This window comes from Sphaerochaeta sp. (genome assembly GCA_022482495.1).
GTDB lineage: Bacteria > Spirochaetota > Spirochaetia > Sphaerochaetales > Sphaerochaetaceae > RUG023.
Window position 1 is genome coordinate 16,108 of sequence record JAKVPA010000014.1, and the last position, 13,813, is coordinate 29,920.

The window sequence follows — 13,813 nt, forward strand, 5'->3', positions numbered from 1 at the left end:
AGAGGATCCTTGAACGAGGGAATCGGAACGGTTACTTCTTGGACGATACGCCTTCGGTATGACCGCTTTCCTTCCACAGCTCATCGGCGATGGGCGCCCACGCCTTGGCGTAGTCGACGCACTTGTCGGTAAGGTGGTCCACCGTCTCCGGGCTCTGCAGATCGGTGGATTTGGCACCGGTCTCCGCAACCATCTTCTTCAGATAGCCGGGATTCTCCAACATCGGGCACGGCCGCAGCATGTTCTTGTTGAACGCCTGGTGGTCATGGTAGTCATTGAACAGCGGCTGGCGAAGCGCGTCAAACAGCGACATGTTCTTGATGTTCGCCGAACTGTAGTGGATGAACACGCACGGCTCCACATCACCGTTTGCGTTGATGTGCAGGTAGTTCTTGCCTCCGGCGATGCATCCGCCAACGTACTCGCCGTCGTTCTGGAAGTCCAGCGGCATGATCTCCAGCGGATTCTCCTTCGTCCGGATGGCGCGGATACGATGGTACATGTTCTTCCGCTGCTCCGGAGTGGGAAGCAGATCCAGCGACGCGTCATTGCCCACCGGCATGTAGTGGAAGTACCAGGCGTACAGCACGCCTTTGTCCACCAGCATCTGCAGGAACTTGTCCGACGTGACCGTCTCGATGTTCTTGCGGGTGTAGCAGATGGAGGTGCCGAACAGCAGCTTGTGCTGTTTGAGCAGATCCATTGCGTGCATCACCTTGTCGAACGTACCCGCTCCACGACGGGAATCGTTCTCTTCCTCGAATCCCTCGACGGAAATGGCCAGCGTCAGGTTCTTCACCGCCAGCATCTCCTGGCAGAACTTCTCGTCGACCAGCGTGCCGTTGGTGAATGCCATGAACTCACATTCACTGTGCTTCTTGCACAGCTTGATGATGTCATCCTTGCGGACCAGCGGTTCCCCGCCGGTGTACAGGTAGAAGAAGATGCCCAGTTTCTTGCCCTGCTCGATGATGGAGTCCATCAACTCATAGGACAGGTTGAGCTTGTGGCCGTATTCGGCCGCCCAGCATCCGGTGCACCGCAGGTTGCACGCCGACGTGGGATCCATCAAAAGCACCCATGGGAAGTTGGTATGATACTCTTCACGGAGCTTGCGCGCCTCGGCCAGTCCACGATACCCTGCCTCATAGGCCAGGTTCGCGGCCAGCGTGGTCAGCACGCCATTATCCACTTCATTGATGATCCTCGTTCCATATTTGACCCACTTGGAGTTGGGGTCATCAACGAAACGGGAGAAATTGTTGATGGCGTTCATCCCTTTCTTGGTATATTTGGCGTCCTCTTTGGTTGAGGGCATGTATTTTTCCAACAGCTTGACCAGATCCTGAATCCCTGTCTGAGGATTCTTCTTCACGTGGTTGATCGCGACATTCATCCCGGTGCGAATGGCGCCCCGTGTCATAGTATCTTTCATCGAAGGCATGCGTTACTCCTCATACTTCACACAAAGTATACTGAAAACCTGCTGAAGAAACCAGTCCTTTCCTTTGAAACTGCGCTTTCCTCATTCCGCAATCTCTTTTTTCTGTGAGGATTTACTCCAAAACGGAGTGAATGTCCCAGAAAAAAAAGGAGCCGCCCGAAGGCAGCCCCTGATTTCCGAGCAGTACGATCACTCGGGTTTCTCGTTTGGATTGGAGAGTCGGTAGATTCTCCGCACCAGTTTCATGTCCTCGTCCGAAGAGTGGGACATGGCCAAGACGACATCCAGAGGAATCAACTTCTGCTCCTCATGTGATGATCCGTCCCCCTGCCCAAGGTCTACAGAGACCTGTTCGCCCGTGGCCAGATACTCAACCGTAGTACCAAGGAACTTCGCGATTTTGCACGCGGTCAGTACAGGCGGGTAAATGTTCCGCGAACGTTGTGTGATCAACAGAGGGTAACTCAACCCCAGTTTTTCCGTGAGCGCTTTGATGGAAATGCCAACGCTTTTCCGTTGCTTGTCAAAACGTCCCCAGAATTCTTCAGCTCCAGCTTCTTTCATGTATACAGGTTTACCAAAAAAAACAGGATTTGAAAAGTTATTTCACAGAAATACCGCGATGTTTTAGGAAAAAACCTCTTCTTTTGTACAAAAACGTAAATTTTCCCATGTGGACACAAAACATTTTTGGTTTCAAGGGGGGCAATTGCCAGTTTTTCCCAAACATGGTATGCCAGAAGCGTGATGAAGAAAACCAACGCGATGCGCATTCTTGAGGCACAAGGCATTCCCTATGACGTGGTCCAGTACGAATGGGATGAGGAACATCTGGACGCCATCCACGCCTCCCACGAGGCGGGGCTTCCGCTGGAACAAGTATTCAAGACGATCGTCCTGAAAGACAGCGACAACCAGGTGTTCGTCTTCTGTCTGCCAGGTGACTTTTCCATCAGCATGAAGAAAGTGCGGGAGATCACCGGCAGCAAGAGCATCGACCTCCTGAAGCTGGACGACCTGCTGAAAACCACCGGTTATGTCCGTGGAGGCTGTTCCCCGCTTGGCATGATCCACAAGTACCCGACGTACATCGAGGAAACCGCCCAGCTTGAGGAGTACGTGTATGTCAGCGCAGGCCAGCGCGGCCTGCAACTGAAGCTCAAGCCGGACGATCTGGTGAAAGCTGCCGGCGCCCAGTACGCCGACTTCACCATGGAGTGAGGTTCAACCGGCGGAGCGTACCGCCACCACCTCCATCTCGATCAACACGCCCTTGGGAAGCGCAGAGACTTCCACCACGGAACGGGCGGGAAGCACCGGGCCGGTGAAATGCTCGGCATAGATGGCGTTGATGGCGCTGAAAGCCTTCATGTCACGGATGAACACGGTGGATTTGACCACCCGGTCCATCCCGCTTCCCGCGGCAGCGAGCACCGCTTCCATGTTCCGCATGACCTGTTTGGTCTGTTCTTCGATTCCGCCCTCCACCACCGTTCCCGTCGCCGGATCGATGGGGATCTGTCCGCTGGCAAACACCAGGTTCCCTATGGCCACCGCCTGGCTGTACGGCCCGATGGCCCCAGGCGCCTTATCCGTCGCGATCCGCTCAATGGTTGCTTCCATATCGATTCCATCTCCTCTCCCCTCCAGTGTATCAAACTCCGGCGACAAACGCAAAATGGCTCTTGACGAATACCTGAGACAGCGTCATAATTAGTTGCAGATGCAACTATCGAAGGAGTGGCATATGGATGTGGATCTTCGGGCCATCACCAAAATCGCGCGGGAAGCGAAACGCTTCGTCACCCGGGAACTCAAAGCGACCGGACTGGGCGCAGAGGATTACGAATACCTGCATTTTGTCCGACACCATGGCGGATGCACCCAGGCGGATGTGGCGGAGACGCTCAATCTGGACAAAAGCACCATCTCCCGCAAAACCGCCCGGTTGATAGCCCAAGGCTTCATCCAGCGAAGAGACGACCAGAACGATCATCGCTCATTCCACCTGTATGCCACGGACAAAGCGGAGGAGACCAAGAAAGCCACCCTCAGCGCGGAAGAACGGTTTTACCGGTACATCCAGCAACAAAGCAACCTGACACCAGAGGAAACGGAAACCTTCCTCTCCCTGCTCTCCCGCCTGTATGACGCATCCAAAGCGGAACGGAAAACCGACTTTTCCCATCTCCTCTCCCGTGACTGACTTCAACCCCACCCCGGTAAAAGACCCGGCAAACCCCAAGAGCTACTTTGCCAAGGAAGCTCGGCTGGTCACGTTGTTTTCCCTCTGCGGCATCTTCTTTGACGGCGGTCTTTCGGTGATCCCCATCCTCCAAGGCCGAATGATCGACTCGGTGGTGAACCGCCAGGGATTGCCTGCCGTATGGAGGACAACCGGCCTGTTTTTGGCAGCCGTCGTGGGAATTCAGGCGCTTCGGGTGGGAAAGCGGTTCTTCGTCCGCAGGTTCGCCAACAAAACCCGGGCCACGATGCGCCTGATGGTCTACCACGACATGATCCATCACAGGGAAGGAACCGAAACGCCCGGAGAGCTGCTCTCCCGGGCCATCGGGGACGTGGACATCACGGTGGAAGGGATGCGCAAGTGCGCCACCGAAGTGTTTGACACCGGTCTCTTGCTCCTCTCCTACCTGATCACCCTGCTGCTGCAGTCCGCCCGCATCACATTGCTGCTTCTGCCTTGGATCGCGTTGTCGCTGTTTCTGGCCAGACGATGCGACCCGATCGTAGCGAAGGCGAGCAAACAGGCCCGTTCCTCGTTGGCGTCCCTGACCAACACCGCATGCACATTGGTCGAGCAGATGGCCATGATCCGCACCACGTCCCGGGAAGCGGCCACGACGGCGTCTTTTGACCGGAACGTGGCGGAGACGGGGACTGCTTCCGCGCGCGCATCCGTTCTGGAGAGCAGCATGGAACCGTTGTACCGGGCCGTGGCGACCATCGGCATCGGGGCGGCACTGTACCTGGGAGGAATCCAGGTACTGGACGGAGTCTGGACCATTGGATCATACAGCGCCTACCTGACGCTGTTTCTGGCTCTTGCGGCGAAGGTGGGGAAGGTTTCCCGGCTGTTCAACGCGTTCCAGAAAGCGTCCGTCTCCTTTTCCCGTGTCAAACCGTTCCTCCACCCGTACCAATCGGAAGACACGACCATTCACCAAAGGTTGGAACGCCCCGTCACCCTGGATGTCCGCGACCTCTCCTTCTCATACCCCGGCTCCGCTCGACCAACCTGCTCTCGTGTCACCTTCTTCGCCAAGGAAGGGCAGATCGTTGGCATCACCGGAGCGGTAGCTTCCGGAAAAACCACGTTGGGGCTTCTCCTCTCCGGACAGCTTCCCTACCAAGGTTCCATACGCTTGGGCGGAAGAGAACTTTCCACACTCACCCCGTATGAGAAAGCACAGGCAATCTCCTACCAAGGGCATCAGAGCCATCTCCTTCCGGAGAGCATCAGGGAGAACATCACGTTGGGCAACCCCGGCTCCGTGGATGACACCCTCCGGGATGTCTGTTTCGGCGCAGACTTGGAAACGATGCATCTGGGAGCTGACACGCTGGTCGGGCACGATGGCGCCCGGCTTTCCGGGGGACAGGCGTCACGAATCAATCTGGCCAGGGCTCTCTGGAGGCATACGCCGGTGATCATCCTGGACGACCCGTTCGCATCGGTCGACAAAACGACCGAAAAAGGAATTTTCACCGCGCTTCGATCCCGTTATTCCACGTCATTGATTTTCCTTATCAGTCACCGGCTTTCCTGGTTCGGGGAAACCGACCTGGTGCTGTTCCTCCATCCGGACGGCACCATCCAGGCCTCCCCTCACCAGGTGATGCTCCAGACCAACGAAACCTACCGCGCAATGTACACGACGCAACAGGAGGTGACACGATGACTTCCACACGTTCCGTCATGGCTGATGCATGCAGACACCACCCCTGGAAGGTTTTGGCGTTGCTCCTCCTGGTGGCGCTGGTCGTCCTGGCATCCCTGGCGCCCCCGCAGATCCTCAGGATCATCATCGACCGTCATTTGGCTCCAGGCCACAGAGAAGGATTGGCCATCCTTGCGGTCTGCTATGTGGCGGTGGTCCTTCTCTCTGCCATTATGGAGGCAGTGAAATCGGCGTTGCTTGCCGAAGGCGGACAGCGGATGGTCACGGAGCTTCGCCGGAAGATGGGATCCAAGCTGTTCCGGTTGCCGCTCTCCTCCTTCACCCACCACAGTCCCGGCGAAGTGGCGTCCCACTTCAGCAACGACGCCGAGCAGGTCAACGCGCTGTTCTCAAACGGGTTGGCGAATCTGGTGATCGACCTGTCCAAGGTGATCGGCATCGTAGTCTCCATCGCGTTGTTCTCTCCTCGCCTGGCCCTTCTGGTGCTTTGCTTCATCCCGGTGATCATCGTGATCACCCGAGGGTTCCGTAGGGCGATGTTCCGTTCCCAACAGGCCAATCTCCAGGAACTCTCACACGTGAGTTCCACGTTGGCGGAGACCCTTGCCGCTCTTCCGATGATCAAATCCTACGCCCGGGAACCGTACATGGAAGCGCAGTACCGGAAAGAGCTTTCCGAAAACTTCACCACGATGGATCGGGTCAACAGCTATGACTCGGTGTTTTCCGCCATCATCACCATCCTGAAGTCCGTGGTGATCGCCCTGACCGTACTTCTGTCAGCCCAGAGCGGCTGGTCGCTTGGCATCACCGCCGGAATGCTGGCCGCTTCCATCGATTTGGTCAGCGATCTGTTCCAACCAATTGACGCGCTCGGCATGGAAATGGAACAGATCCAGAAAGGCAGGAGCGGAATCGCGGCCATTGACCGGTTTCTGTCCCTTGCCGAGGAACCTCCGAAAAACGAAAAGCTCACCCTGGAGGATGTGCTTCCTTCCCATTCCGCCACCCTCTGTTTCCAGCATGTCTCGTTCCGCTATCCGGATGGATCGGAGGATGTCCTGACGAACATGGACCTTGCCATTCCCGCAGGAGAACACGTCACGTTCCTGGGACGCACCGGAGTGGGGAAATCGACGTTGTTCCGCCTGGTTCTCGGCTTGATGCATCCGACGCAAGGGGAAATCCTTCTGAACGGCATTGATGTCTTTTCCATCCCGACGAAATGGAGGCGACGCATCTACGGGTACGTCAGCCAGGAGTTCACTCCGGTCGAGGGATCCCTCACCGACCAGGTCAGCCTGGGTGATCCCGCCATCAGCCCGGAGGCATGCGCCAGGGCATTGGCGTTCGTCGGCTTGTGTGACGACGGTTCTTCTGTCGACATTCTCTCCCAAGGACAGAAACAACTGCTCTCCATCGCCCGGGCCATCGTCTGCGAACCTCCGATCCTTCTTTTGGACGAACCCACCTCCGCCATTGACACGCAAACGGAGCGTCATCTGTGGGAGATCATGGAGAAGGCGGGAACCGGAAGGACGGTATTGACCATCACCCACCGAAGTTCCTGTCTGGAGAAGACGGATCATATCATACGGCTGGGGAAATAACGGATTTCTTCATCTCGGATACAGAAATGCCGATGGATCACATCTTTCTATTTCATACGTTGAAACATCCCGTATTGGATGGTACACTTAGGGTATGGATGACAAGCCATCAACTCCTGTCAGATCTGTGGATCGGGCATTAGCTATCATTGAAGTATTATCCAGCCACCCCAAAGGGCTCGGCCTCCTGGACCTTTCCCGGGAAGTGTCGCTGAACAAGACCACCACCTACCGCCTGCTCTGCGCCATCATGAACCATGGTTGGGTCACGAAGGATGCCACCACAGGAAAATACCGGCTCACCTTGATGCTGTTTGAATTGGGCAGCAGGGTATCCGCCAGGACCAATGTGCTGACCATTGCCCGCCCGTATCTGGAAGACTTGTCCGCCCAGTTCAGGGAGACGGTCCACCTGGTCATACGGGACGGCAGTGATGTCGTGTATCTCTACAAGGAAGATTCGTTGAACCGGTCGGTGAAGATGGGGTCCCAGGTAGGGAACCGGTATCCGATGTATTGTACCGGTGTGGGAAAGGCCATCCTCGCCTATCTCAGTGAAGAAGATCTGGAAGAAGTATGGAAATCATCCCATGTCGTCGCGCGGACACAGACCACCATCACCAGCCTCGATGCCATGAAGAAAGAATTGGCGGAAACCAGAAAGCGTGGATGGGCGGTCGACAACGAGGAGAATGAGATCGGGGTGCGATGCGTCGCCGCGCCGATCCTCAGCCGCAAGGGATACCCGGTGGCTTCCATCAGCATCGCAAGTTCCGTATTCCACATCACGAAAGAAACGATTGGCAACTACGCGGAAGCCGTGATGGATACCGCGAAGATCATATCCGAGCAACTTGGCCTGTAGACCACCGGTACGCTCCATCACCGATTGGGTTCGTGGCCAGGTCTCAAGCGCAGGGAACGCATCATTTCCGTCTCCCCAGAGGCCACGGCCAGTGGCGGTGGCGGTCCTGGGGACCAGGAATGGAGGGTGCAGCTTACTTCGTTCCTTTTCTGGCAAGCATTCTCGCTTTGATCATGTTCCGGATCGGAGTGCCGAACAACGCGAAGATGATCAACACAAGGAAGAACCAGCAGATTGGCGTATTGAAGAACACATTCAGTTTCCCCCCTGATTTCAACAAGGCGGTCCGGAAGTTCTTCTCCGCCATCGGGCCAAGGATCAACCCAAGGATTGCGGGTGACGTCGGTATTTTCACCTTGGTGAAGAAATATCCGATGATCCCGAAGACCAACATGACCCCCGACATCAAACAGATTGTTGTTCATCGCGTACGAGCCGATCACACACAACACGAAAATGATCGGGGTGAGGATCGCCTTGGGGAACTTTCAATACCTGGGAGAACAGTTTGATACCGCTCAACCCCATGAGGAACATCAACGTGTTGGCCAGAAAACATTCCGATAAAAATGCTGTATACCAACGCTTTATGATTGGTGAACAGCATCGGTCCGGGATTCAGTCCTTTGACCGTTAACGCTCCAATCAAAATTGCGGTCACCGCGTCACCAGGAACCCCCAACGTCAACATGGGGATCATGGCACCCCCTGTCACCCCGTTGTTGCCGGCTTCCGGTCCGGAAATCGCATCCGGGCATCCCGTCCCGAATTCTTCCGGATGTTTTGACAGGGAACGGGCGACATCATACCCGACGAACGCCCCGATATCAGCGCCCGCACCCGGGATGATGCCAATGAACGTCCCGATCAACCCGGTGATCGGCGCGACACGGCCAATCACCTTCATATCACTCTTGGAAGGCAGCACTTTGGAGATCTTCGCCTCAATGGTATCCCGCTTGAAGATTTCCTCAATTCCCTCAAATGCCTGGCTCATCGCGAACAACCCGATCATCACCGGGATGTAACTGATGCCGCCAAGAAGGTTCACCACCGCTTGGCCCCGGAACGTCGCGAACCGAAGGAATGCCGTGACGGAATCCACGCCCACCGTCGCCACCAACACACCGACGCACCCACAGATCATCCCTTTCGCAAGCGACTTTCCACTGATGTTTCCGATGATGCAAAGGCCAAACAACGCAAGAAGGAAATATTCTGCAGAGGAGAACTTCAACGCAAGTTTTGCCAATTGTGGGGAGATCAGGATCAGGCACAACACCGAAATCAGACCCCCAATGTACGACGAAACGGTGACGATTCCCAAGGCACGCCCCCCCTGCCCCTTTTTTGCCATCGCGTACCCGTCGATCGCCGTTGCCGCCGATGCGGGAGTCCCGGGAGTATGAAGCAACACCGCAGAAATGGACCCGCCATAAATAGCTCCGCAATAGATACCGAGCAACATGAGGATCCCGTCTGTCGCCTCCATCCCGAAGGTCAATGGCAACAGGAGTGCGACGCCCATCGTCGCAGTCAATCCAGGGAGCGCACCGATACAGATACCCATGGCGGTGCCAAGGATCATATTGAGCATCACTGCAGGATTGAGTACGTTCCGTAACGCTTCAACAAAGAATTCCATACGATCCTCCTAGATATAGAGCAGTCCGAAATCCATGGGAACATTCAGACCAAGTTTGAATACATAATAGACAATCAACGTGGAAATGGCGGAAACAAGCAGACATTTCCACAAAGGCCGAGACTGTCGCATGCCATCGGTAATATCAAAAATCTGATACATCATCTTTCCGAATGCGTTTTTGGGTTTTTTCGCCACATACGAGGCATCCTGTTCCTTGCTGAACCAGTAGGTGAAGAACGCCACCATCACAAAGGTCGGCAACAGGAATCCGAGGGGCTTAAGGAGCGCCACATATACCACCAGAACAGCCATGGAAAGATACACTCTCAAATGGTTCAGGCTTGCCAACGTGAACGTATGGTCAGGATCCTCATAATCCATTTTTCCCCGGATCGTTTTGACAAACACGATCACCGCCATCGCCAACAACACCACAGAAACAGATATCGGCCAAAGCCCAGGACCTGGAGCCCCCGTACCATACGCTTCCGTTCGTGGGTATCCGGCTGAAATCACGATGATGGTAATCGCGATCGCCGCAATGAGGATGCTCACGATGATATTCGCTTTTCTCATATCCCTGCCTTCTCCAAACCCTTTGCATGCGCACTAGCGGAAACGTTCTGAAAGCTGTCCCACCCACCGCATACCTTTTCTTTTCCCGCAATCCCTCTCAGTGCGGGCCGGAACCGCACCATGAAACCGACCTTACTCCCGACATGATAGAATGCCATGGAGGGAATCCAAAAGCCCCCAAAGGCCGATATTCCCAAATGATTGCGTTTTCTGACAACCACACTCCGACTCCGACCAGCCGGAAACAGCCATGTCAGGACACGTCCATATTCCGGCGACCAACCAAAGGAATCCATGGGAAATCACTCAGGATATCCTGAGTGATTTCCCCACCAAGCGCGTTGGCGACCTTTATTTCACGGCAAGTCCCAGATCTTTCACCAAGTCAGAGTACAACGTCAACTCGTTCTTCATTTTTTCCTTGAAGGACGGCCCATCCATGATTTCAATGACGTTCTTCGTGTTGTTCATGAATGTCTTGAATTTCTCAGTCTCCGCTGCGGTGGAAAAAATCTTGTACAGCTCATCCACGATGGCATCCGGCGTCGAGGCAGGCACCGCAATGCCTCTCCAGGTTCCAAGAGAAACATCATACCCGCTCTCTTTTACCGTAGGCACATCGGGAATCGCTGCGAGACGGTGATCGGAAAGCACGGCGAGCACTTTCAAGTCCCCGGACTCCACAAAGGAAGATACTTCAGAATAGGAAACCGACACCGCGTCGATATGACCACCGAGAAGATCCGTAATGGCCGGAGCGGCGCCATCGTAACCTACGTGCTTGAGTTTGGCTCCCGTCACTTTCCCAAATCCCGCCGCGGCAAGATGCCAGATGGCTCCGATCCCAGAGTTACCCACCAGAACTTCATTCTTTTTGGCATAGTCGATGAAATCGTTGATATTCTTGAACCGAGGATCATCCGCCCGCACCGTAATGGCGGAACTGGCCGTATTGAGCAACATGATCGGCTTGAACATGGAATAGGTCAAACCGGCATTGTTTCCCATCGCTTCCAGCGTCACCAACTCAACCGTCACCATGGTCACCACAGACCCATCCGGCTTGGAGTGGGCACCCTGGAGCATGCCAGTCGCACCGCTGCCCCCCGTGACGTTGATGACGGAAATGTTCTTGAAGGAAGAAGACGCGGCATCAGCAAGCCCACGCATCACCTGATCGGTTCCACCGCCCGCAGAATACGGAACGATGCACTGCACATTCATTTTTGAAAAATCAGGAACACCGGTCGACGATGATTCCTGCGCACCATTTGCGAACACACCAACCGCCATCAAAGCGATCAGCATCACGGAAAATACTTTTTTCATACTTCCTCCTTCCTTCAGGCTCTGCCTGATCATACCCCAAGATTTATCTTTGCACTCTTCCGGACGCATTTCCGGAAGCAAGAGACAACACTTCATCCACACTGACAAGATCGAAGTCCTGTTCAATGCTATGTTTCAACGCAGATGCCGCCACGGCGAAGTCAATCGCTTTCTGGTCATCAAATCCGTTCAGCAACCCATAGATCAGACCGGCGCCAAACGAATCACCGCCACCGACCCGGTCCACGATCCTCAGATGATACGTGGGGGAGAACCATGCGTGATGGTCGCTGTACAGCATCCCCGCCCAATCGTTGTCGCTGGCGGAAATGGATGACCGGAGGGTGATGGCCACCTTCTTGCACCCGAACCGTTGCGAAAGCTGCTCGGCTACCGACACATAATCATCCTTCACGAGTTTCCCCTGGTTGATGTCCGTATGTTCCGCCTGGATGCCAAACACATCCTTCGCGTCTTCCTCATTGGCAATGCACACATCGACATACGGGAGGAGCTGCCCCATCACCTGACCCGCTTTCTCGCTGCTCCACAGTTTCTTCCGGAAGTTGAGATCACAGGATACGGTGATATGCCTGGCTTTCGCAGCCTTGCATGCGGAAAGGCAGATTGCGGGAAGTTCCCCTCCCAGAGCGGGAGTGATACCTGTCCAATGGAACCAGGTGGCGCCATCAAAAATGGCGTCCCAATCAAAATCGGATGCGCCAGCCAGCGCGATGGCGGAATACGCCCGGTCATAAATCACTTTGCTTGCCCGTTGCGACGCGCCTTTTTCCACATAATACACACCGAGGCGGTCTCCTCCACGAACGATCAAGGAAGTATCCACGCCATAGCGGGCAAGCGCGTTTACCGCGCATTGTCCAATCTCATGGCGAGGAACTTTTGAAACGAACGCCGCGGGTACTCCCAATTGCGCCAATCCTACGGCGACATTTGCCTCTCCCGCCCGCATAGGAGACCTCAAAACGATCGGACTGTACAAAACGCCGGTATCCTTCCGGATTCAGGCGCATCATGATTTCCCCAAATGTGATGACGTTCATACGTTCCCCTGCACTGCAGCGATGAGTTCCTGTGCGTTTTTCGTCAGTTCATCAAACTTTCCCGCCGCCACCAATGATTTGCTGACCAATTTTCCGCCGACTCCCAGCCCTACACACCCCGCTTCCAAAAAAGAAGCGGCATTGGACGCGTCAATACCCCCCACGGCCATCAGTTTCACCTGGGGGATCGGGCCACGCACCGCTTTGATATAGGACGGGCCAAGGCATCCCTGCAGGGGAACACCTTGACGAAATCAGCCCCGGCATCATAGGCGGTAAGGATTTCCGAAGGCGTCATCGCCCCGGGGATGCTCACCAAATGGAGACGTTTGGTGGCACTGAATCACTTCCACATTGCAGTCAGGACTAAGAATGAACCTTGCTCCACTTTCCGCAGCAGCCTTCACGAGATCGACACAGGTAACCGTTCCCGCACCAATGTCAAGTCGTCCGGCGAAGGTCTTGCAAAGCGTGCTGATCGCCTCAGATGTCTTTTTGAAATCCTTTGATTGATGGTCATACGTCACTTCCAAGAACCGTATGCCACCCTGATACAAAGCCTCTGCGACCTTCTGGATCGATGAGGAATCAACACCTCGAACAATCGCAATAATCTTTGCATTTTCTATCTGATCCTGTAACACAACGCTCCTCCATGTGTTTCATTACATGAAATTGTATTCTATAACACGAAACACATTGTCAGCGTAGCACCCTTGTTTTGTTCTGTCAAATTTTTTTTGAAAGATTTTTTTCCTTGGGAAATGAATGGGGAAATATGGATACATCCTCCCTCACACCACGTATGCGTTCGCCCCCCAAAGAAGCGTTTTTCCTCGAAGTCCCAACAGGCTCCCATTCCGAGAGGATTTTTTTGTTTTCATGTCGAGCCACACAATATGACGCCCCCCCTTGCCAAACTTGGGAAAATGATGTTGAATACTATCGCGAGTTGCCCAGGTGGCGGAATTGGTAGACGCACTAGGTTCAGGTCCTAGCGGGGTCACACCTATGAAAGTTCGAGTCTTTTCCTGGGCAGATAAGGCAAATCCTTGCAATGAATGAAGTTGCATAGGGTTTGCCTTTTTTGTTTGGCATGCCCTGCACGGGGTTTCCACCCCGGAAAAACACCACGTACACAGATACGTACACAGTACGTACTCAATAGGGTGCATCTGGAGGCATGCCATGAGGACAAAAGAAGCGTTTTCACTCACGAAACGGAAGACGAAGGACGGATTCGTCTGGCAGTATCTCACCTACGACGGACAGGGGCGCAGGCGGCGGTTCAGCACCGGGTGCACCACCAAGACGCAGGCGCTCGACTACGTGCTCGGCCTCGCCAAGAAGGGGG

The 13,813-nt window shown here is 54.8% G+C and carries 12 protein-coding genes, 1 tRNA gene and 2 pseudogenes; 6 read left to right on the forward strand and 9 right to left on the reverse strand.

Annotation, left to right across the window (positions count from 1 at the left end):
- Window positions 1-31: 31 nt before the first annotated feature.
- On the reverse strand, window positions 32-1,444 hold the full coding sequence (locus LKE28_11065; GenBank protein ID MCH3908736.1) for a radical SAM protein: 1,413 nt from the start codon (window positions 1,442-1,444) through the stop codon (window positions 32-34).
- A gap of 189 nt (window positions 1,445-1,633) precedes the next feature.
- Window positions 1,634-2,008, reverse strand: coding sequence for a helix-turn-helix transcriptional regulator (locus tag LKE28_11070; GenBank protein MCH3908737.1), 375 nt, complete (start codon window positions 2,006-2,008; stop codon window positions 1,634-1,636).
- Between the two features lie 183 nt (window positions 2,009-2,191).
- Between LKE28_11070 and ybaK the strand changes: the two genes are divergently transcribed.
- Window positions 2,192-2,665 carry a Cys-tRNA(Pro) deacylase gene (ybaK, locus tag LKE28_11075; protein MCH3908738.1) on the forward strand — a complete coding sequence of 158 codons (474 nt, stop codon included), beginning with the start codon at window positions 2,192-2,194 and terminating at the stop codon, window positions 2,663-2,665.
- A 3-nt stretch (window positions 2,666-2,668) separates the two neighbouring features.
- On the opposite strand, the gene LKE28_11080 is transcribed toward ybaK, so the two are convergent.
- Window positions 2,669-3,067 carry a RidA family protein gene (locus tag LKE28_11080; GenBank protein MCH3908739.1) on the reverse strand — a complete coding sequence of 133 codons (399 nt, stop codon included), beginning with the start codon at window positions 3,065-3,067 and terminating at the stop codon, window positions 2,669-2,671.
- Between the two features lie 124 nt (window positions 3,068-3,191).
- Here LKE28_11080 and LKE28_11085 point away from each other — a divergent pair, with 124 nt between their 5' ends.
- From LKE28_11085 to LKE28_11100, 4 genes are all read left to right on the forward strand, one after another.
- Complete coding sequence (locus LKE28_11085) at window positions 3,192-3,650, forward strand: MarR family transcriptional regulator (GenBank protein MCH3908740.1); 459 nt, start codon at window positions 3,192-3,194, stop codon at window positions 3,648-3,650.
- A complete protein-coding gene (locus LKE28_11090) occupies window positions 3,643-5,367 on the forward strand; it encodes an ABC transporter ATP-binding protein/permease (protein MCH3908741.1) in 1,725 nt (574 codons plus the stop codon). The genes LKE28_11085 and LKE28_11090 overlap by 8 nt, the downstream gene beginning before the upstream one ends.
- Entirely contained in the window at window positions 5,364-6,977 is a 1,614-nt protein-coding gene (locus LKE28_11095; GenBank protein MCH3908742.1) for an ABC transporter ATP-binding protein/permease, read from the forward strand. The genes LKE28_11090 and LKE28_11095 overlap by 4 nt, the downstream gene beginning before the upstream one ends.
- Before the next feature lie 94 nt (window positions 6,978-7,071).
- The gene (locus LKE28_11100) at window positions 7,072-7,842 is read left to right on the forward strand and encodes an IclR family transcriptional regulator (GenBank protein MCH3908743.1); all 771 of its coding nucleotides are present in this window, start codon (window positions 7,072-7,074) and stop codon (window positions 7,840-7,842) included.
- Between the two features lie 133 nt (window positions 7,843-7,975).
- Here LKE28_11100 and LKE28_11105 read toward each other — a convergent pair whose 3' ends face one another.
- The 6 genes and pseudogenes from LKE28_11105 to LKE28_11130 all read right to left on the reverse strand — a co-directional run bounded on the left by LKE28_11105 (window position 7,976) and on the right by LKE28_11130 (window position 13,103).
- Complete coding sequence (locus LKE28_11105; protein ID MCH3908744.1) at window positions 7,976-8,248, reverse strand: hypothetical protein; 273 nt, start codon at window positions 8,246-8,248, stop codon at window positions 7,976-7,978.
- 33 nt (window positions 8,249-8,281) lie between these two features.
- The gene (locus tag LKE28_11110) at window positions 8,282-9,487 is read right to left on the reverse strand and encodes a tripartite tricarboxylate transporter permease (protein ID MCH3908745.1); all 1,206 of its coding nucleotides are present in this window, start codon (window positions 9,485-9,487) and stop codon (window positions 8,282-8,284) included.
- A gap of 9 nt (window positions 9,488-9,496) precedes the next feature.
- Window positions 9,497-10,066 carry a tripartite tricarboxylate transporter TctB family protein gene (locus LKE28_11115; protein MCH3908746.1) on the reverse strand — a complete coding sequence of 190 codons (570 nt, stop codon included), beginning with the start codon at window positions 10,064-10,066 and terminating at the stop codon, window positions 9,497-9,499.
- A 351-nt stretch (window positions 10,067-10,417) separates the two neighbouring features.
- Window positions 10,418-11,395, reverse strand: a complete 978-nt coding sequence (locus LKE28_11120; GenBank protein MCH3908747.1) for a tripartite tricarboxylate transporter substrate binding protein — start codon at window positions 11,393-11,395, stop codon at window positions 10,418-10,420.
- 43 nt (window positions 11,396-11,438) lie between these two features.
- A pseudogene (locus LKE28_11125) lies at window positions 11,439-12,459 on the reverse strand (sugar kinase).
- Window positions 12,456-13,103, reverse strand: a pseudogene (locus tag LKE28_11130) (hypothetical protein). Before LKE28_11130 ends, LKE28_11125 begins: the two co-directional pseudogenes overlap by 4 nt.
- 310 nt (window positions 13,104-13,413) lie before the next feature.
- On the opposite strand from LKE28_11130, the gene LKE28_11135 reads away from it, so the two are divergent.
- Window positions 13,414-13,497: transfer RNA gene (locus LKE28_11135), tRNA-Leu, on the forward strand.
- Window positions 13,498-13,813 lie beyond the last annotated feature (316 nt).